Source organism: Paenibacillus sp. Root444D2 (assembly GCF_001426375.1).
In the GTDB taxonomy this organism is placed as follows: domain Bacteria; phylum Bacillota; class Bacilli; order Paenibacillales; family NBRC-103111; genus Paenibacillus_E.
In genome coordinates this window covers 38,958-59,946 of the sequence record NZ_LMEO01000004.1, presented here as the reverse complement: position 1 = coordinate 59,946, position 20,989 = coordinate 38,958, and the positions used below count along the sequence as shown (strand labels likewise).

General features: G+C 46.7%; 16 protein-coding genes. 10 read left to right on the top strand and 6 right to left on the bottom strand.

The genetic code is table 11. The features are described 5' to 3' along the window. Positions 1-68 precede the first annotated feature (68 nt). The 5 genes from ASD40_RS03890 to ASD40_RS39335 all read left to right on the top strand — a co-directional run bounded on the left by ASD40_RS03890 (position 69) and on the right by ASD40_RS39335 (position 6,004). Positions 69-1,046, top strand: a complete 978-nt coding sequence (locus tag ASD40_RS03890) for an ABC transporter permease (RefSeq protein ID WP_235549156.1) — start codon at positions 69-71, stop codon at positions 1,044-1,046. A gap of 12 nt (positions 1,047-1,058) precedes the next feature. Further along, a complete protein-coding gene (locus ASD40_RS03885; protein WP_057302021.1) occupies positions 1,059-1,955 on the top strand; it encodes a carbohydrate ABC transporter permease in 897 nt (298 codons plus the stop codon). Between the two features lie 85 nt (positions 1,956-2,040). Continuing rightward, positions 2,041-3,339 (top strand): alpha-glucosidase/alpha-galactosidase, encoded by a 1,299-nt coding sequence (locus ASD40_RS03880; protein WP_057302020.1) that lies wholly within the window; start codon positions 2,041-2,043, stop codon positions 3,337-3,339. Positions 3,340-3,462: 123 nt separating this feature from the next. Continuing rightward, positions 3,463-5,814 carry a hypothetical protein gene (locus ASD40_RS03875; RefSeq protein WP_057302019.1) on the top strand — a complete coding sequence of 784 codons (2,352 nt, stop codon included), beginning with the start codon at positions 3,463-3,465 and terminating at the stop codon, positions 5,812-5,814. A gap of 94 nt (positions 5,815-5,908) precedes the next feature. Beyond that, positions 5,909-6,004 carry a hypothetical protein gene (locus ASD40_RS39335; protein WP_156389887.1) on the top strand — a complete coding sequence of 32 codons (96 nt, stop codon included), beginning with the start codon at positions 5,909-5,911 and terminating at the stop codon, positions 6,002-6,004. A gap of 446 nt (positions 6,005-6,450) precedes the next feature. Here ASD40_RS39335 and ASD40_RS03870 read toward each other — a convergent pair whose 3' ends face one another. The 3 genes from ASD40_RS03870 to ASD40_RS03860 are packed head-to-tail and all read right to left on the bottom strand — an operon-like array spanning position 6,451 to position 8,254. Next, positions 6,451-7,647, bottom strand: a complete 1,197-nt coding sequence (locus ASD40_RS03870; RefSeq protein ID WP_057302018.1) for an NAD(P)/FAD-dependent oxidoreductase — start codon at positions 7,645-7,647, stop codon at positions 6,451-6,453. After that, a complete protein-coding gene (locus tag ASD40_RS03865; RefSeq protein WP_057302017.1) occupies positions 7,644-7,985 on the bottom strand; it encodes a (2Fe-2S)-binding protein in 342 nt (113 codons plus the stop codon). Before ASD40_RS03865 ends, ASD40_RS03870 begins: the two co-directional genes overlap by 4 nt. Then, positions 7,982-8,254: a (2Fe-2S)-binding protein gene (locus ASD40_RS03860; protein WP_057302016.1), complete on the bottom strand. Its 273-nt coding sequence runs from the start codon at positions 8,252-8,254 to the stop codon at positions 7,982-7,984. The genes ASD40_RS03865 and ASD40_RS03860 overlap by 4 nt, the downstream gene beginning before the upstream one ends. Positions 8,255-8,406: 152 nt before the next feature. Here ASD40_RS03860 and ASD40_RS03855 point away from each other — a divergent pair, with 152 nt between their 5' ends. Continuing rightward, positions 8,407-9,513, top strand: a complete 1,107-nt coding sequence (locus ASD40_RS03855) for a M24 family metallopeptidase (RefSeq protein WP_057302015.1) — start codon at positions 8,407-8,409, stop codon at positions 9,511-9,513. A gap of 84 nt (positions 9,514-9,597) precedes the next feature. Here ASD40_RS03855 and ASD40_RS03850 read toward each other — a convergent pair whose 3' ends face one another. From ASD40_RS03850 to ASD40_RS03840, 3 genes are all read right to left on the bottom strand, one after another. After that, positions 9,598-10,563 carry a LacI family DNA-binding transcriptional regulator gene (locus ASD40_RS03850; protein WP_057302014.1) on the bottom strand — a complete coding sequence of 322 codons (966 nt, stop codon included), beginning with the start codon at positions 10,561-10,563 and terminating at the stop codon, positions 9,598-9,600. A gap of 82 nt (positions 10,564-10,645) precedes the next feature. Next, a complete protein-coding gene (locus tag ASD40_RS03845; RefSeq protein ID WP_057302013.1) occupies positions 10,646-13,990 on the bottom strand; it encodes a GH36-type glycosyl hydrolase domain-containing protein in 3,345 nt (1,114 codons plus the stop codon). Positions 13,991-14,948: 958 nt separating this feature from the next. After that, complete coding sequence (locus ASD40_RS03840) at positions 14,949-16,697, bottom strand: sigma-54 interaction domain-containing protein (protein ID WP_057302012.1); 1,749 nt, start codon at positions 16,695-16,697, stop codon at positions 14,949-14,951. Between the two features lie 164 nt (positions 16,698-16,861). On the opposite strand from ASD40_RS03840, the gene ASD40_RS03835 reads away from it, so the two are divergent. Genes ASD40_RS03835 through ASD40_RS03820 form a run of 4 tightly spaced genes read left to right on the top strand, consistent with a single transcriptional unit; the run spans position 16,862 to position 20,964 of the window. Continuing rightward, complete coding sequence (locus ASD40_RS03835; RefSeq protein WP_057302011.1) at positions 16,862-18,052, top strand: NAD(P)/FAD-dependent oxidoreductase; 1,191 nt, start codon at positions 16,862-16,864, stop codon at positions 18,050-18,052. After that, complete coding sequence (locus ASD40_RS03830) at positions 18,049-19,071, top strand: proline racemase family protein (RefSeq protein ID WP_057302010.1); 1,023 nt, start codon at positions 18,049-18,051, stop codon at positions 19,069-19,071. The genes ASD40_RS03835 and ASD40_RS03830 overlap by 4 nt, the downstream gene beginning before the upstream one ends. A 17-nt stretch (positions 19,072-19,088) precedes the next feature. Further along, positions 19,089-20,093, top strand: coding sequence for a proline racemase family protein (locus ASD40_RS03825; RefSeq protein WP_057302009.1), 1,005 nt, complete (start codon positions 19,089-19,091; stop codon positions 20,091-20,093). A 34-nt stretch (positions 20,094-20,127) separates the two neighbouring features. Further along, the gene (locus ASD40_RS03820; RefSeq protein WP_057302008.1) at positions 20,128-20,964 is read left to right on the top strand and encodes a sugar phosphate isomerase/epimerase family protein; all 837 of its coding nucleotides are present in this window, start codon (positions 20,128-20,130) and stop codon (positions 20,962-20,964) included. The last annotated feature ends 25 nt before the right edge of the window (positions 20,965-20,989 follow it).

Here is a 20,989-nt window from a genome sequence, read left to right as displayed (position 1 = left end):
GGTCACTCCTTCCTTTCCTTTGTCCGAATTGTCTCAGTGAATCAAAACAGTCGGATATGGAGGTACTTATGGAGAGCACTGTGCATGAGCTTAATGACTATGGAACAAGTTCTATGGCGAAAAAGAAAACAAAGTTTCAATTGTTTAAGAGAAGATTTGTTAGAGAGCGTCAAATATGGTTGCTTTGCATCCCCATTCTCATCTTTATTGCTATCATGCAGTATTTACCTATGTTAGGCGTAATTACAGCCTTCATGAATTACATTCCCGGAACTTCTGTTTTCAAGAGTGAGTGGGTTGGCTTACTGCATTTCAAAACGTTCTTTGCTTCGCCGGATTTCCCCATGCTTATGCGGAATACGCTGGCTATCGGTGGGCTGAATATTTTGTTTGGATTCCCGGCGCCGATTATTTTGGCATTACTGCTAAATGAAGTTCGCAGTAAGCCTTTTCGTAAATTTATCCAATCTACTTCTTACTTGCCCTATTTTCTTTCATGGGTAGTCATTGCCAGTATTACTTTTACCCTATTTGGTAATGAAGGGATTTTCAACGAATTTTTGCTGCGTTTCGGATTCAGTGATCAACCTATATCCTTCCTGGGTGACGGTGGGAAATATTACTGGGGGATTATCACGGGACTCGGCGTGTGGAAAAATGTTGGATGGAACTCCATCATTTACTTGTCGGCAATTACTAGTGTTGACCCTGAGCAGTACGATGCGGGAAAAGTGGATGGCCTCGGCAGATTCAAAAGCATGTGGCACATTACGCTGCCTGCTATTCGCCCCACGATTGTCGTATTGTGGATTCTGAGCTTGGGTAGTATTTTTACGGCAGGTCTGGAAGCCCCTCTCTTGATCGGAAATTCTCAAACTAGAGACTATTCGGAAGTCATAGATACGTATGTGTTCACATATGGACTTCAACTCGGGAACTATTCATTTGCAACCGCCATTGAATTAATCAAATCAATCATTGCGATTAGTTTAGTATTCGGGGCCAATCGCTTTACGAAAAAAGTGATGGATACGTCACTCTACTAGGAGGAAGCCTACATGGTCACTACATTCTCAAAACAATCGCTAGGCGGCAAAATATTCGATGTCTTAAATGTAATCGTTCTGCTCATCTTTGGCTTGCTTGTGGTGTATCCCTTTTTAAACTTGCTTGCACTCTCTTTCAATGATGGAACCGATGCATTGAAAGGCGGCATCTATTTATGGCCACGCAAATTATCATTCAGCGCCTATCAGTTTCTGTTTCAGGATCAGAGACTACTTTCCAGTTTATCGATTTCCATTATGCGGGTAGTTATCGGTACGCTTACCTGTGTGCTGTCAACTGGACTCTTGGCTTATATCGTTACGATCAAGCATTTCTCCGGAAGAAAGATGATGAAAGTCATCTTCATAATAACGATCTATTTCAGCGGCGGCTTAATTCCAACTTATCTGGTTTTTCTTGGCCTCGGATTGACGGATTCGTTCAATGTTTACTGGATTCCGGCCATGTTTAATGCGACTTGGATGCTGTATATGGCTTCTTATATGGAAAGTATACCTGACTCCTTATTTGAATCGGCTAGAATTGATGGTGCAAGCGAGCTTGGCATATTTGTCCGTATTGCGGTCCCGGTTTCGATACCTGTATTTGCATCAATTGCCATTTTCAGTTCGGTAAGCCACTGGAATTATTGGCTGGATACGGTAATCTACAATTCAAACGGGAATTGGGATACGCTGCCTATTTACTTGAAAAGACTGCTTCTAGAAGTAGAAGCGTTCGAAGAGTTAAGAAATCCGCTAGCACTTAGCGAAAAGTTGAGAAATTTATCGCCAACGACACTGCGTGCCGCATTAACGATGATTGTTACATTACCGATCTTTTTTGTCTACCCGATCATGCAAAAATATTTTGTCGGCGGGCTTACGCTTGGCGCAGTCAAAGGCTAGTTGTGTTTGTTAAAAAAATGAGAGACTTTATTCTCCGAATAAAGGTCCCTATATAAAAGATCCCTATATATTGGAGGAACCATACATGTCAAAAATTACTTTCTTAGGTGCGGGAAGCACCATTTTCGCAAAAAATGTTTTAGGGGACTGCATGCTTACACCAGCGCTTCAAGGATTTGAACTGGCGCTGTTTGACATCGATGCGGAGCGATTGAAGGATTCCGAAAATATGCTTAATAACTTGAAACAGACAATGGAGAGCACGTGTGTCGTTAAAGCATATTCCGATCGTAAGGAAGCCTTACGCGGAGCCGCATATGTTGTCAATGCCATTCAGGTGGGTGGATACGATCCGTGTACCATTACCGATTTTGAAATCCCAAAGAAATACGGTTTACGGCAAACGATCGCGGATACGATCGGAATTGGAGGGATTTTCCGCAACTTGCGTACGATTCCGGTCATGCTGGATTTTGCTAAAGACATACAGGAAGTGTGTCCGGATGCCTTGTTCCTGAATTACACGAATCCAATGGCTGTGTTGACCAATGTTATGAACACCTATGGCGGAGTCAAGACGGTTGGCTTGTGTCACAGCGTTCAAGTATGTGTGCCGCATATATTTGAGCATTTAGGCATGGATCACACTGGGGTGCAGTGGAAAATTGCGGGCATCAATCATATGGCATGGCTTCTTGAAGTGAAGAAGGATGGCGTCGATTTATATCCTGAAATCAAACAACGTGCGCGTGAGAAACAAAAAGAGAAGCATGATGATATGGTTCGTTTTGAAATGATGCTTCGTTTCGGATATTACATTACGGAATCATCCGAGCACAATGCTGAATACCATCCATATTTCATTAAGCGGCAATATCCTGAACTTGTAGACAGATTTAATATTCCTCTTGACGAGTATCCTCGCCGCTGTGTAAACCAAATCGAGCGTTGGAAAACAATGCGGGAAGAGCTTGTCAGCAATAAAAACTTGACTCATAAGAGAACGCTTGAATATGCGTCTTATATCTTTGAAGCAATGGAAACGAACATTCCGTTTAAAATTGGCGGAAACGTCATGAACACAGGTTTGATTACGAACCTGCCGAAGGAAGCTTGCGTAGAGGTGCCGTGCCTAGTTGACTCAAGTGGCGTGACTCCGACCTATGTGGGGGATTTGCCTCCTCAATGCGCTGCACTTAATAGAACGAATATCAATACGCAATTGCTTACAATTGAGGCTGCTATGACTGGGAAGAAAGAACATATCTACCATGCTGCATTACTGGATCCGCACACAGCTGCTGAACTGTCTATCGACGATACCGTTGCGCTATGCGACGAACTCATCGAAGCACATGGAAGTTGGCTTCCCTCGTTCAAGTAAAAAGAAAGGGGGGATTCCCCCTCTTTTTTAGTTAATGTGAGCATTGCTGGTAAAAATCAGCAGAAGCTGTACAAATAGTAGAACAACTGCATAAATAATCGCTATGAACAGGGGGAGGTACGCGTGCCCCCTATTTTTTCGCAATCACGCACCACTGGTCTTTACTGTGGACAAGGAAGCAAAACGTTTGTTTCAGTTGTTGGGCTTAAGGGGAAATATGTGAGATTTGAAGTAACTCCCGTAGATTTGTTTGGTAAGGAGGGGCAAGCAGCCATGGGCAATCCGATAGGACCACTAGCTGAGAATTTGATCAGAAACTCGAATTTTGATGCTGCGAAACAACATTGGCTTTATGACGGTGCATTTACATACAAGACTGGCGATAATGTTATTGCCTACTTGGATCCTGGGGCGGCTACGTACTTGTCCCAAACAGTAACAGTGCCTGCCACAGGGTATTATAAATTACAGGCCTTATTCAACATGGCTGATGAAAACGGTGCTAAGTTCGGCATCAGGTTCCCTGAGGGCAGTGATATCAAAAGCGGCGACGTACCTAAGAGCAGCGTACCTGTGACACAGACGCTTAATGGCATATTACTGGAAAAAGGGGCTCTTGTTGAAGTGTATTTCACAGGCATTAACGCTAACGATAAATGGGTTGAAATTGACGACTCTTATTTGTTGTATGACTCCGGGAATACGAATCCTCTGCCTGAACTTGCCAATATCGTCTCCTTCACGGTACCGAATCAGATCGGCGTTTCGAGGGTAGATGCAGGAGCTAAGAAGGTTTCGTTTACAGTACCTTATGGAACAAATGTGAAAACGATTGCCCAGCAAATCGCCGTTTCAGAAGGTGCTTCCGTTACGCCAGCAATAGGCAGAATGCAGGATTTTACCAATCCAGTTACCTATTCGGTCATAGGGAAGAACGGCAAGACACAGCTGTGGACAGTGGAGTGTGCAGTAGCTGACAAAGAAATCACGATCGATTCCTCCAATGCGAAAATAAAAGATGCTTTCAATTGGGCGAAGCCCAAAGCAAAGTCTTATGTAAGAACGGGTAAACAAGGCCTAATTAATAGGGATGAAACCTTTAGAAACTCACCTGAAATCAAGAATTACATGCCATCCTACTGGGCGGGGTATGCACACCGATACGCCTTCTATTCCAGAGATATGGCTCATCAAATGGCGGGCGCCCATCTACTAGGACTGGATCGAGAAAATTTCTCCATGTTGAAGGCATTTGCCGGAACGGCGAACGAAACGCATAAATGGTACCCTGCATGGGCGCTCAATTTCGATGGCTCGATTTTCAAATTGGACTATCGCAACGCGAATAGTTTTGTCAGAGAAGTTCCCGCTGTGTTCGAGCTTGTTGAGAAAGCCTACAGCATGTATTTATGGACCAGCGACAAGAGCTATTTGACCGATGAAACACTTTGGACCTACTACGATAAAGCAATGACGGATTTTATTGCGCTGCACGACGGGCAAATAAAGAACGGAGTCGCTGAAGGAACTGGAAAAGGCATTTTCGATGGCGCAGCTTCTTATGATGAACGTGGCGGCGAGGCTGTTGTGGAAGCGGGGGATGGCATCGCATCCCAGTATCAAGCGCTGCTTGCTTATGCCAACTTGTCCAAAGAAAAAGGCGACATGAAAAAGTACCAGGAGTTTAAAGAAAAGGCAAGAGCGTTTAAAAAATACTTTAACTCGGACTGGGGAGTCAAAGGAATTAAGTCCGGTTATGTGCGAGGCTATGAAGCAGGGGGCAAAGCTTACAGCAGCTTTGGAAAAGAAGCGAGCTGGTTCATGCCGATGAAGCAAATTACCGAAGCCGGCGAGCGGACAGATCAATTCCTTGGTCTGATCGACAGCATGAGTGAGACGCCTGGACAGGCGCCGGTAAATATCGAAGCATTCACGTACTTGCCGGATACCTTTTTCCCTTATGGAAAAAATGAACTCGGTTGGAAGTGGATGAAGTATATCATTGACAGGTTGAACGAACCGCATGAGGTAAGCAGCCAAGGAACAAATGGTGATTATCCGGAAGTCTCATTTACGTTAATTAGCCAAACCGTTGAAGGATTGATGGGAATGGCTCCGAATGCGCCGCAAAATAAGTTGTCTACCTTATCCCGTCTGCCGCAAGACATTCAGTGGTTGGAACTCAACCATATTGCTTTGGGAGATCACGATGTCTACTTGAGACACGACGGTGCGACGAAGAGTACTTTAAGAAATAATTCCGGTACAAAAGGGATCAACTGGGAAGCACAGTTTGCGGGTTCATACCGTTATATTCAAGTGAATGGGTCAGCTATAAAGGCAGAAACCAAAACAGTTAACGGTGTTACTATTAGCTACACAGAAGTCAAAGTACCAGTAGGGCATAGTGTAACTGCAGTACCTTCAAATAAAAAGGGCGGACACCATGAAAATGACGATCAAAATGATCAGTAAACTCGCGGTGAGTGTGTAAACGGCAAATTTTGAGCATAGAAAGCTGCTGATATTTAGTTTATCAGCAGCTTTTTGGTGTACGTGAATAGGGAGGATGAACAAGATACAGCTGGCATATCGTTTGAACCAAGAACAGTCCATGAAACTATTCATGACACCCGAGCTAAGTCAGTCCATTCACATTTTCTAATTGTCAGAGGGTGAAATAAATCCGCCTGCTGGGCAAAGTGAGGCATGATAAAGTGTCGAAAACATTAGACATAGATGCCAGCCAAGTGTCTAAAATATTGGAATACATCATTCATTCATCCAATCTACATCTACTTGGAAGTGTCTTAAATCGGAATAATCGTTACCTATGCTCACTTGAAGTTACAGGATGAATGAATCCCTATTCTCTGTTGATTGATGTTGTAGAATGTGCAACAATCGCTGCCTAGATCCCGTCTTTCTTCCTTTGTTGTTGCATAATGTACAACAATTGGGCTCGATAAGGGCGATTTTGCAACAAATGGGCTAGAAGTGTTGTACGAACTGCAACTTCAAGTTGCAAAATAGCCTTTGGGCGTGCGAATTGTTGTAGGAATTACAACATTGGATTGATGCTGATGAGTAAGGATGCGTGCAAATTCCGTTTTAAACCTCGTCATACATCGTTTCAATATGTCGTCGTCCTTCCGCGACCTGGGGGTGAAATTGAATCAGCGCTTGTTCACGTACTTCCCAAACATTCCGTATTGCACGCTGCAGCTCTTCATCGGTTCCGCTAACCCCATGAAAAGCCGCGATCGAAATACCTGCAACCGTACCTTGGGCGGCTGCTACCTTGGCGCTCTCAATGCCAGTAATATTCCCCGCTACAAACAAGCCAGTAAGCGGTGTTTGCATCTGGGCGTTGTGGAGCGGGACATGCCCGCCTAATTCGGGTACGAAGCGGAAGGGACATCCGGCTACAGCTGCCAGTTCAGCTAGCGGATAAAGGCTGCCTGCCATGCAGACGAAATCGATGGGGACGCTTCGCGTGGAATGGGCCGCGATTTCTCCGTCTGGTGTTAGATCAGCCAACTGCACGCTCTCGACTTTTTCTTCCCCTTCAATAGCGAGGGCTGCTTTGCGCAGTTGGATGGGGATCCCCCAAATTTTGAAACCGTTCTTTGGGTAAAGTCGAAGTCCCCATGCTTGCAGCGGGGAATAACGCATCAAGCCGCTGCCAAGTCGAAGAATAGGAGACGGTGCAAGGTGCCCTAGGCGCAGCATCGACTGCATCACTTTTTGGGGATCTCCCGCATCTGTATTTATGATGTTTTTGGCGGGAAGCATCATAGCGGTAATATCGATGCCAGCTAGTTGCAGTTCGCGTGCAATGGCAATGGACAGCACGTTGATTCCCACAATGATCCCGCGCATGCCCACACGGACCCTATGCACATTCGTCATTACCTGAGCCGCTCCAATGGACATAACACCCGGAAGTGTCCACCCTGGAATAGGGGCAGCGGTCTCCGCCGCACCTGTAGCGAGCAGAAGAGCAGGCACTTCCTGCACGCCACTTGACGTATAAACGATCCAACCGTCTGCCGATTGTTTAATATCGTAAACAGAAACGCCGAGTTGGATAACCACGCCAAGAGACACAGCTTTATTCTGAAGTTTGGCTGACTCTTCAATTCCATTCCACCATGTCCCGTTAGGTTCTTGATGCAACTGTCCCAGCAGTCTGCCACCTGGTTTCATGAATTCGTCGACAACCGTTACTTTTAACCCGCGCTCTGAACAGGAGATTGCGGCTGACAAACCGGCTGGACCGGCTCCGACTATGAGAACGTCTGTCATGGAAGATGAGCTCCTTTCTTCAACGGGGAGGGAAGTGTCCTGCCTGTGCGGATGTCCATTCCGTTCTTTAGTGGTGTGAGGCATGCCCTTTGTCCGTCTATCCCGTCGACCGTAACACGGCATTCGAAGCAGTGTCCGATGTTGCAATAAAAGCCGCGCGGTGTACCGGTATCTTCGTGGTAACGAAGCGTACGGATACCATGTGCGAGCAGCGCTGCGGCGATCGTCTCACCGTCAAAAGCTTCGTATTCCTGATCATCCAAACGAAAAGAAATGCCTATTCGTTCGCTACTCCATTCACCTAAAATGGGGTGGTTCATAATTCGTCCGTAATTCATGGTTGTTCTCCTCCTAAGCTGCAAAAAGAAACAGGTCGGACAGGAGGCTGATGTTTTAGCGGTATTTCATTTGAATTTAGTGCATCCGATAGTTCCTGTACGATCTTATCGACCAATAAACGGCAGGTGCGTCCACCGCAATAACCCATGCCTGCTCGGGTGCGCAGTTTCAATTCACGTGAAGAACATGGATACTGTTTGGCGGTTTCAAGCAAATGAGCAAGACTTACTTCCTCGCATCGGCAAATAATAACGGATGTCATGTTCATATGGTTCCTTCCTTTTCGAGTTGGTGCGATTCCTTCTTACACGTTTCTAGCAATAATCGCGCCAATCTGTTCGAAAAAATGTGAAACTGGAAATATTGGCATGGTTTTTGCTAATCTAAGGACGACTGATACGAAAACGGGAGGGTGTATGTATGAGTTCCATTTATGAATTGAGATTGCACAAACTACGTGATTACTTGGAGAAAAAGCAAATTGATATCGCCTTGATTACGAATCCAACGAATATTTATTTCTTTACCGGGTTCCATTCGAATCCGCATGAGCGATTCATGGCACTTATCGTCGACATGGGCAGCGCTCGTGAAAGCATGATTGTTCCCGGCTTAGATTTGGAAGCAGCGCAGCAGCAATCATTCGTTCGCGATTTGATCCCCTGTTCAGACAGCGAGAATCCTTACGCTCTGTTGAAAGACAAAGTAGGTAGAACACGCATCGGTACGTTGGGATTGGAAAAAAAAGCAATCAGCCTTCACAGGGTGGAGCAGCTGCAGGCGTTGTTTCCCGATTTGCATTGTACGGATATCGAACCATTTATCATACAAGAGCGGCTGATTAAGTCAGAAGAAGATCTTGTCAGCATCCGCCGAGCGGTTGATATTGCCGAAAAGGTGCTTGAAAGTACCGTGCAAAAAGTTAGAGTCGGCATGATGGAGCAAGAGCTTGCGGCGGAATTAGAATATAAGATGAGGATGTTCGGAGGCGATAAGCCGGCATTCGAATCGATCATTTTGACTGGAAAAAGGTCATCCTTGCCTCATGGCAAACCAGGTGCTTATTCGATCCAGGAGAATGATTTTTTGCTCATCGATTTTGGCGTTTATGCGGGCGGCTTTTGCTCAGATATTACCCGTACGTTTTTAATTGGGGAAGGAACCAAAGAGCAGGAAACGATTTATGAAACCGTGTTAACCGCGAATCTGGCAGCTATTCAGGCGGTCGCAGTGGGTACACCATACGGAGTCATCGATCAAACGGGGAGAGGTATCATAGCAGCAAAGGGATATGGCGCTTATTTTAATAATCGGATCGGTCACGGCATAGGTCTGGATGTGCATGAAGATCCATCGATTAACGGTGAAAACGAGATGCTCATTGAGCCGGGACATGTATTCACGATTGAACCGGGCATCTATATGCCTTCGCTTGGCGGCGTTCGAATCGAGGACGATGTGTATGTGCAGCCAAGCGGCAAGGTCGAAGTGTTGACACACTATCCAAAGCAATTGCGCAGATTGTAATTAATTAAATAAAACAACAGCCATTTCCTTAACAAATTAACGTTTAGGAATAGCTGTTGTTTTTTTGTTGCTCCTCAAATTCCCTCATACCGCATGTACAGAATCGCCTTTGACCAAAGTCACGTAGATGCGCTCGTGATCGATCTCTTCATCCGCAATCAGCTTTAACAACTGTTCGGAGGCTAGAGCACCCCATTTTCGCTTCGAGTAATCAATCGTCGCAAGACGAGGCTCCGTATACTGTGTCAATTCAATATTATCGAAACCGATGATATGAATGTGCGTGCCAATCCTATACTCGGATTCCTTGACGGCATTATATAAGCCGATAGCCATCTCATCGTTCAAACAGAAGACGGCGACAGGCTCCGTATATTCCCGAATGATTTGCTCGGCAGCTTTTTCCCCGGCCGACTTGTTAAAGTCGCCTTGAATCTGCGTACAGGCAAGCGGCTGATGACGTTCAACGACCTGACGGACAGCCTGAAGACGCTGCATCGAGTCAAACGAGGCTTCAGGCCCCGTTATGACATAGATCTTACGATGCCCTTTTTCAATCAAATACTCCATAGCTAATGCGGCCCCCGCCTTATTATCGAGCAGTACTTGATTCACATTCGAATGTTTCAGCTCACGGTCGAGCACAACTAGCTTATGTCCGAGCTCCGCATATTGAAGTATCTCTTCGCTTGAGAATGAAGAGTCGAGCACGATGGCGCCGTCAATATTCCGTTCTGGCAGCAGACGGTGGGATTGCGAGCCGCTGCATACGATTAAGTCGTAACCCTTTTTATTCAGCACTTCTTTGATCCCCTGCAGCAGTTCCCCGTAGAACGCTCCGTTAAAATCTGTAAGAAAAGCCCCAATAATCTTAGTTTCCCGCTTCTTCAGTGATCTGGCCGCCGCATTGGGCATGTAATTTAATTCCTTAGCCACGGCCAATATTCGGCTGCTCGTTTCTTTCGTCACTTTGGGGTTCCCGTTTAACGCATAGGATACCGTGGAGATCGAGACCCCCGCTTTTTTAGCGATATCTTTAATACTAACCACAATAACTCGCCCCTCACGATCAATGCATCATTTCCCTTTACTATACCAATATATCGGTGCCGCCGAAAGATCACTGGTTCCATTAGATGTAAATCGCAATAACATTATCTTCACCGCTTAACAAAATCTCCAATTGCTCGCGCCGCACTCTTGTTCCGCCATGGCGATAACGGTTTGGCATGTTTTCGGTCTCTGCTTCATGGCCATTAATCTCGATACGGCATTCCAATGACCCGTTGATATGATATTCGAATCTGACGCCGCGGTTATTCCAGGTAAATTCGAATCGAAGCCCATCCATGTCATGCGGAAGTACGGGATCAATGATCAGGTCTCCTCCGTCTTGGCGAATGCCGAGACAGTTGGAGATGAGTTGGTTCATGTAGATTCCTGGTCCGCTGGAGTAGATTCTCCAGCCGCCTTTGACGGGAACTGTTCCTTCAAACAGCTCTTGGAATCGTTCCCCAGCATCATAACGTGTATTAAATTTTCCGTCTGAGCTGCTGAAGTAGGCATTGCTTTGGCGCAATTCGGCGTTCGGCACCACTTCCCTGATGCCGATCGGATTAATCATGGCAAGACCCTGCCATGCCTCGTCCACCTTGCCGAGCTTCGCCATCGCCTCCACGAAGCGGATATGAGCGTGCACATACTGCAGCCCGATTTCACGGCCAAAGTTCGCCGCTTGCTCCGCACGTTTAAAGTGCTTGCTTACACCGCCAGCATATCGTGCCGGGCGGTTCATCAAGCGGACGCCATCAGGGCAGTACAGCTCCTGCTTAATAAGCCGGTAATGTGATTCAGCCTGCTCTTCGGTCAGCAGCTCGGCGATCATACTGCGCGTCATCGGCAGCAGGCGATATTGAATGCCCGTCTTCGTATCGGTCGGATGAAGCATAAGCTCCGCTTCCCCCGGTTTCTCCATGTAGACGAAGCCGGGAATGACATCCTTCTGCAGCATATAGCGATTGAAGTCGGTGTGAATGCCAGATGCGAGCTTATGCAGCTCTGCTGACAGCTCTTGGTGTTCGTCCGTTAAAGCGGCGGATAATTGATTCAGCACCTGATAGGTCAAGGCAACCGTCCAACTGCTGATCATATATTGCTTGAGCTGCGCATTGGCTGGCTGGAGCGTATCGTCCCAGTCACCGTCGCCATAAGCAGACAAGTGAGTATCGTGAAGAAAGTGATTCTTCATGTATGTCAACTGCTTCTGCACATGCTCAAACAGGGTCGGGCATTCCTCGGTGAACTCGAAGTCTTCCCGATTCGTATAAGGAATTCGCTCCTGAAGAATGCTGAAATCGTGCGTAGACGAGATGTAATCGGCAATGACCTTAAGTGGCCATACAATGATGTCGCCATGGCTTTCTTCTTGTTGGATGCGGTAATACTGATCGAACATAAACCATTGCGGCCAATTCCCGTCATCCTCATATTGGTGGGCATATACGGTCTTTATAATTTCGCGCACTTGATCGTATTTCTGTGTAGCCATGAAGTATTCCGTAGGCCCTTGGCATACGTCTCGTGTGCCCCAAGCCGCTCCGCCGTATTGTTCCAGCCCGTGCGGCACGGAATAATGGACCAGCATATTATGGGTGTACCACCATGCAAGAGCATTAACCTTATTTAGCGATTCCGTTGCTTCGCCACTGTGCGATAATTTGAAGCCATTCATTACTTTTCTAAAATAGTCGCGGTATCGTTCTATTTCTGCAGCCGTATTCGGCTTCTCGAACGGCAGCTCACCGCCATGAATAAGTCCTTGAACCGTCAAACTCCATTCCGAGCTAGCGCTTAATTCGAGCACAACGAGCGAAGAGGATCCCGGATCAGCATGATTGGCTAGGGCTGTCTCGTCGGTCACGGTCACATCCGCTCCCGTAAGCTTCATACGGTAACACAGGTCTGGCAGGGTTCCTGAGTTATCCGAACCTTCACACGAACGGAACACCAGAACATCGCCTTCACGTTCTATGAGGAAAGGTGCTCCGTATTCATTGTTATTCATGGACACCTGATTCGTAATCAGATAACGGTAGGGCTTTCCGCTTACGGATTGTAAGGCCAGATGAACCTCCGGTGTGTCCATTGCCGTGAGGTTCGTGACGACAATTGTGTCTTCAGCCGTCTTATAGGTCCACCGCACGTAGTTAAAGCCAATCTCGTACATCGATGGCATTGTGAGCATCCGGAATTCACCGTGCATCTCAATAAATATCCTTTGGCCTGAAGTCTTCAGCACATTCAACGCATTGCGGGCATTTGTTAGCATCTTGTTGGAGGACGTATTTCCCACCACAAGCTGCGAGTTGAATATACCGTACATATAGGATGTGGTAGTAAGCACTTGTTCGTTCATACGAGCATTATCCCCCGTCATGAGGATATGTCCATGCGGACGTTCCACGAGCAGCTCTTTCTCCTTTAATACAACATGTTCGTGCCCCTCTGTGAAGAAAGACAACAGAACCCCGTTATCCCATTCCTCCTGATGGCGGCTAGGAAAGTCGCGCCCGATCTCCTCGATTGTCATAGATTCAACCTGAAGAGGGTCGCCGATTCTGGGCTGAAGGCTGACAGAATCCAGACCTTCCTCCCACTTTGCATCTAGTTCCTCCGCATATGCCCATGCTTCCTGAACTTCCTGTTCGTATGCCAAGGTTACAACTGCCTCCGGATGGTGCGGCTTGAACAGACCGTAAAAAACAAATCGCGCCATGCCATCGACGATCACGCGCTGCGATTGCAGAGCTGTATAGGCAAATTCGTATTGATAGATCTCGCTGGCCAGCTTGACCTGAGTCAGTGCCTCTGGCTTATTCGTTGCCTTATAGGATAAACCGAAGAATTGGAAGCCGTCCGTTGAATATTCTGCGGCATTTGTTAAAGAGCCCTGCTGTAAGTACGGGAATTGTCCCTGCTGCGGCATATTTTGACGAGAACAGACGACCCAGCCTTTGACAGGGGCCTTAAAGACAGAATGATCCATATATTGAGACAGATAAGCTTCATTTGATCTGACAGCACCTTGATCGGCAATGCCCACATCCTGCCCATAGACAAGATCGATGTCCGCTCCATGACCATGGACCCGTACGTCCCAGAACCAGATCAATTGAGGAGTGAGCGTAAATATGACCTCATATTCGAGTTCCTCGGCATGCCCCTTCCAAGAAATCTGACAGTCACTGCGACTGATCCGGCTTGAAGAACGGATGCCAAGCAATGGTACGAAGGATAGCGATGATTCCTGGTGGATACGCAGATAAATATTGTTCATCGAACCGTCAATTGGGTTAGCTATCAATTGATTGATCATCGTCTGATTGTATGTGATCTTTCTAATATCTCCACTGTTCATAAAAGTGAACGCCATTGCGCCATTTCGGATGCAGATGTCGGTTGTATTAGGTCTTGTCATATTCTTCACTCACTTTCTTATTCGAATAATGTATGTGGCAACTTGCTAATCGAAACGTTTCTATTGATATTAAATCATTATAAATAGCAATGGTTTTGGAGTCAATAATCAATTTAATAACTGTGAAATTACCTATACAACCACGTTTATTCACATGAAAACTGTGTTTTATCGCGAATTCATCAAATCTACAACTTGTATCGAAACGTTTCTATCCCGCCGAAGCGTAAACAAAAAAACGGCCTGAGCCCATGGTTGAACGGTAATCCGAAAGATGGAGACTTTGAGTAAAGTGACCTCTCTCGGGTCTTTTTACGTTAACAATTAATGAATAAGAAAGGTTGGGGGTTACTTGTGTGAAATAGTTGGACTAGGGGAAAATAAGGTTTGAATGAGTGATGAGTGAGTGAGTGATGAGTGGTGGGTGATGAGCGAGTGATGAGTGATGAGTGAGTGAGTGAGTGAGTGAGCAAATGAGCAAATGAGTAAATGAATGAATCCACACTCTCGGTCGAATGATGTTGCAGAAAGTGCAACAATTCTGCCTAGATCCCACCTTTATCCCTTCAATGTTGTATCGTGTACAACAATTTAGCCCCATACAGGCCATTTCACGATAAATAGGTTCGAATTGTTGTACAGACTACAACTTTTACTTGCGAAATAGCCTTTTGGCATGCGAATTGTTGTAGAAACTACAACATTGGCAATCACGATAGCCCATCGAAGCTGCTGAACCGAAATAAAATCAAATTTTTGAGCTATGCCAACCAGTTTTGAAGAAGCACAATTAATGGATAGACAGTTTCCATCAACCAGCCAAGCTAACAGTGGTTAAGCTTACTCTGAGCGCATTGACCTCATTTATCGAATTAGCGATCGTCATCAATGGACGATAAAAAAAGATGACTCCCTGCGAATACCGAATTCAGGAGCCATCTCTATCGATTAGAATGATTTATTCGTCAAAACCCAGCTTGTTCATCTTGTTGTACAGTGTTGCTCGTGACAGGCCGAGCCGTTTGGCAGCCGCAAGTTTGTTGCCTTTCTCCAGTTCCAAAGCTTTGATAATGATCTGTTTCTCGTGAACTTCCAACTCCTTCTGCAAGGTTTGGATCACATTCGGAGTTTCCTCTTGTAGGGGAGAATCATCCCTATGTTTACTGACATGGATCGACATCGGCAGATCATCTCTTTTCACCGATCCGTCTGCAGCAAAAACGACCAATCGTTCAATCGCATTCCGTAGCTCTCGTATATTGCCGGGCCAACTGTAGTGAAGCAGATCCAATAACACATCTTGCGGGACATGTTGAATGAATCGGCTATAGCTAATTGAAAATTCGTTCAAGAAACAGTGCGTTAGTTCGATGATATCTTCTTTTCTCTCGCGAAGTGGGGGGATTTCAATTGTAACCACATTCAAGCGGTAGTAAAGGTCTTCTCGGAATAACCCCTGTTTGACTTGGGCGTTCAAATCGCGATTCGTGGCGGCAATGATCCGAATATCGGCTTTCAATTGCTTGGTTCCGCCTACGGGGAAGTAGGTTCTTTCCTGCAGTACACGCAAAAGCTTGACCTGCATATCGAGCGGCATTTCACCAATTTCATCCAAAAATAAGGTGCCGCCCGCTGCCAGTTGTATTTTCCCCTTTTTGCCGTTGTTGTCAGCTCCAGAAAAGGCGCCTTTTTCATAACCGAACAATTCGCTTTCGAATAGAGAAGGAGAAATGGCACCGCAGTTAATCGCGATAAAAGGAGCGTCCGGTTTTTCTCGAACGTCATGGATGGCTTTGGCGAAAAGCTCCTTGCCGACACCGGTTTCACCGAGAATGAGCACCGTTGCTTTGGTCGTACCAATTTTTTTGCACATGTCTATCGTTCGCTTAATAGCGCTGCTCGTTCCTTTGATTGGGCTAAATGGATCAGTCGATGGTTGAAGCTGGGCCATTTGCTGCTGCAGTTGATGGACCTTGGAAGTGGCGTTGAATAGCTCCTGATTCAACCGGACCTCACTGGTGATGTCCGTTTCTGCAACGACGGAACCAATGATTTGCCCATTAAGGCGAATAGGGTTTGAGTTAATCAGGACATATAAATCGGGCCGTGGTTGATGCAGCTTACGAAACACAGAATCACCGGTTTTATGGGTTTGTAAGATTTGCAGCCTATCAGCAGGGAAGAAATCGGCCATTGGTTTGCTAAGAATGTCGTCGGCTTTTATAGAAAAGATTCGCTCAGCTCCTTTGGTCCACACGACGGTCCGTTCTTGATCATCAATCATGGAAATGGAGGCATCCATCGTGTCGATCATCGACTCGAAATAAGCTTCCAAGGTTTGGTGTGCTTGATGCAAGGCAGTAAGCATATCGGCAGCGGTCACATAACCGATCGGCTGGTCGGCAGCATCTTTTACAAGGATGTAATCGGTTTCGTGAAAAAGCGGGATGACAGCGTCCAGCGGCGTCTTTTGGGGGACGGATACGGCGGTTCGCCAAGGCGCATTCATCAAGCTAAGCCTGTTAGCCGGGTGCTCTCCAACATAATAAAAAAGCTGAAAGCCGTCTTTATAAAAAAGGACCTTTTTTTGATTCGGCTGCAGGGAGGATGTACATTGCTCAAACCGAGCTTCCGCGTCGGCGTCTTTTTCGATGAAATAATAATTGTTCTGAATCAAATCCTCTATGAGAGGGGCCTTGTGCTTCATTGTCATGACCTCGCCTTATATGGGTAGCGTTTTGTTTAAAATTATACGCCTCATGTGAATAAGTGTAAAATTTTTTAGACACTTGTGGCTGGGTGATTTGGCATGAAAATTGCTTATTAAAATGTGTGAGTGATGAATCTACATGTTGGAAAGGAAATATGTCTATGGGTGTAAGTCATGCGGAAGTTGTCATTATTGGAGGTGGAATCGTCGGTTCAGCCATTGCTTATTTTTTGAGTAAACAAGGGTTGGACGTAGCTGTGCTCGAGAAAGGGGAATTGGCGAGCGGTACATCATCTCGTTGCGACGGCAACATTTTGGCTATCGATAAAGATCCAGGCTTTGACAGTCAAATGTCGCTGGTCAGTCAAAAGATCATCGATGAACTGAGCCGGGAATTGGCATGTCCGTTCGAATATAGGGCGCCCGGCAGCATTCTCGTCTGTGAAACGGATGAAGAAATGGAGGCGGCGCAGCAGTGGGTGAATCGGCAGAAGGCGTTAGGACTTCCGTTTCGGATGCTGGACCGGCAGGACATTCGCCAAGAGTCGCCTTTCCTTGCTGACGATCTTCCGGGTGGACTCGAGTGCGGCACGGATTCGACCGTCAATCCTTATCTGCTTACGTACTCCTTATTTGATGATGCCCAAAAAAAACATGGTGCCCGTGTCTGTTTGAGAACGGAAGTTACTTCCATCAACAGAGATCCGGTAACAGGAAATTTCAAGATCAGCACGAATCAGGGTGAGTTTACCGCTAAAAAAATTGTGAATGCTGCAGGTGTATGGGCTCCGCATATCGGCCGAATGGTCGGCTTGGACATTCCGATCGTGCCCCGGAAAGGGCACTTGATCGTTGCCTCGCGTCAAGTTCCAGTTGGTCTGCGAAAAGTGATGGAGTTCGGCTATTTGATCTCCAAATTCGGCGGCCAGCGGAAAGTCGACCCGGTAACGGAGAAATATGGCGTTGCACTCGTGTTCGAACCTACGGAAAGCCAAAACTTTTTGATTGGCAGCAGCCGGGAGTTTGTCGGTTTTGATACCCAAGTGAATATGGAAGTTGTACGTTGCATGGCGAGAAGGACACTTCGTTTTTATCCTAAAATCGGAGATTTTCAAATCATTCGTACTTATACGGGGTTAAGGCCTTGGACGAAAGATCATTTGCCGATCGTGTCAGCAGTCAATGAGGTGCCAGGCTATTATATCGCAGCAGGCCATGAAGGAGACGGTATCAGCTTAGCTGCGGTGACAGGGAAACTGATGTGTCAAATCATTACGGAGCAGCTAGAGACGATCATTTCAACCGAACCGTTAAAGTTTGAGAGATTTCAGGAAAGGGTGGTTCCTACGTGAAGAGCAAAAAAGTGTTTACGACCGTAGATACGCATACCGGCGGAAATCCTACGAGAACAGTGATCAGCGGACTTCCCAAACTTGTAGGGTCAACAATGTCGGAAAAAATGCTGCATATGAAAACAGAGTATGATTGGATTCGAAAAATATTGATGTACGAGCCAAGGGGGCACGGCGTCATGTCAGGCGCCCTGCTCGTGGAACCTTGCCATCCGGAGGCGGATATCGGTGTGATCTATATCGAAACCGGCGGTTATTTACCGATGTGCGGTCATGACACCATAGGTGTTTGTACGGCGTTGGCCGAGACCGGAATGATCCCCATCACGGAGCCAACGACGTATTTGAAGCTCGATACGCCTGCGGGACTGGTTGAAGCAGAGCTTGCGGTGCAGAACGGGAAGGTCCTGAAAGTAGCTTTTCAAAATGTTCCCGCCTTTTTGTATAAGCATGTAAAGGTAGAAGTGGAAGGATTGGGCAGCGTCTACTGCGACATTGCATATGGCGGCAACTTTTATGCGATTACGGATGCCCGGGCGTTGGGGCTTGAGCTTACGCCATCCAATGCAGATACCATTGTAAAAGTGGCCGTAAACTTGCGCAAAGCGGTTAACCAATCGGTCAACGTGGTGCATCCGGAGGCTTCGTATATAAGAGGATTAACTCACGTTGAATTTTATACAGACCCGACACATCCGGATGCCCATGTGAAAAATACCGTGATCGTCCCTCCTGGCGGAATTGACCGCTCTCCTTGCGGGACAGGAACATCGGCTAAGCTTGCGGTGATGTTTGCCAAAGGGGAAATACGCATGAACGAGGAGTTCGTACACGAGAGTATTGTCGGTTCGCTGTTTAGAGCTCAAGTCGTCGGCACGACACAGGTAGGTGGCTTCCCGGCCGTGGTGACCAGAATCGAAGGTTCGGCATGGATGACGGGGATGCATACGTTTTTTATGCACGAGGACGATGAGCTTAATGAGGGGTTTTTATTAATTCCGCCTGCAGAAGATCACTGAGAAAGAAGGGGAAATCGATGGAACTGAAGCAGTATTACACGACAATTGACACGCATACGGGAGGAGAGCCTCTGCGTATTATTACAGGAGGGATTCCACCGTTAAAAGGCGATACCATTCTTGCGAGAAGGGCTTACTTTCGCGAACACTATGATTACATTCGGAAGGTGCTCATGTTTGAACCGCGCGGGCACCACGGGATGTACGGATGCGTAATCACATCGCCAGTAAGTCCAGATGCCGATTTCGGCGTACTTTTTATACATAACGAAGGATATAGCACAATGTGTGGGCACGGTATCATTGCAGTGGTAACGGCTGCCATCGAAATGGGCTTTCTTCCGGCAGCAGAGGAACGCTCGCAGATTATTATCGATACTCCGGCTGGCAAAGTGTTTGCGAAAGCTGCATGTGAAGGCATAGAGGTGAAATCGGTTTCGTTTGTGAACGTTCCGTCGTTCGTTTTCGCTCAAGACGTGCGAGTAGTGGTTCTAGGCAAATCTTTCACGATAGACATCGCTTTTGGCGGCGCCTTCTATGCAATTGTCAAATCAGAGGAGCTTGGCATCTCTGTTGACATTGCAGAGTTGTCTAAACTCCAAGAATGGGGGTCTGCGATTAAGGCCTACGTCGAGAGCCATATGACGGTTAGCCATCCCTTAGAGCCGCAGCTGCAGGGCATTTATGGCGTGGTCGTTTCCGATACTCCGCGTAAGGAAGGCTCGCATTTGCGCAATGTGACGATATTTGCAGATAGGCAAATTGACCGTTCGCCTTGCGGAACGGGAACTTGCGCGCGTATGGCAGTATTGCATGCCCGTGGCGAGTTAGAGATCGGTCAAAACTTTGTGCATGAAAGTATTGTAGACAGTCAGTTTACGGGACGCGTCATGGAAACTGTGAAAGTGGCTGAATATGAAGCAATCATCCCTCTTATCCAAGGTAGAGCTTTCATTACCGGGACACACCAGTTTATCGTTGACCCGTCTGACCCGCTCGGGGAAGGCTTCCTTCTGGGTTAATGGAAGTAGGGGGACTAAGGAGGAGGAAGCGTACATGTATTCATATAGCGTAACGCAATGGATCTACGGAAATGAAGATTTGGAAACGAGTCTAATTCGATTGAAAAAGTACGGTTATGACGGTGTGGAACTTGCCGGTGAACCCGATAGGATGGACCTGGGTGCCGTTCAATCGCTGTTAAGCAAGTACGATCTGTCATGCACCTCCATATGTGGAATCTATACATTGGATCGAGATCTCTCTAGTCCTAATGCGGAAATACGGAGTCATGCCGTTCGTTATGTGAAGTCATGCGTCGACATGGCTGCGCAATTGGGGGCTTCTGTTGTCATCGTCGTTCCGTCGCCAGTTGGAAAAAGCGCCCCAGATTCGACCTTTCAGGAAGAGTGGAAGCTAGCAGTCTCCAGTCTTCAAGCTGCAGGAGCCTATGCGGAGTCGAAAAATATCGTTCTGGCGATCGAGGCGTTAAATCGATTTGAAACCTATTTGGTCAATACGTTAAGCGCGGCTAAACAGCTGGCCCAAGAAGTGGATCAAAGCAGCGTACGAATCATGGCAGATTTGTTTCATATGAATATAGAGGAAAAAAGCCACAGATCTGCGCTTCAGAACATAGCCCCCTATCTGGCCCATGTCCATATCGCTGATAACACAAGAGAAGCGGCCGGCTTAGGCCAAACCAATTTCGAGGATGTATTTAGAACTTTGCAGGAGCTCGGATATCAAGGATGCATTACCATGGAATTTATGCCGTCGGTATCTAATCCATACATGACGGCTCAACAAAACGAATCGGGGGCACTTCATGATCGATACACGCAACAATCCATCTATCATATCAAGGGTATCGTAAGAGCATTGATGAAATAAGGGTTGGAACATTGCCGATAGCGGG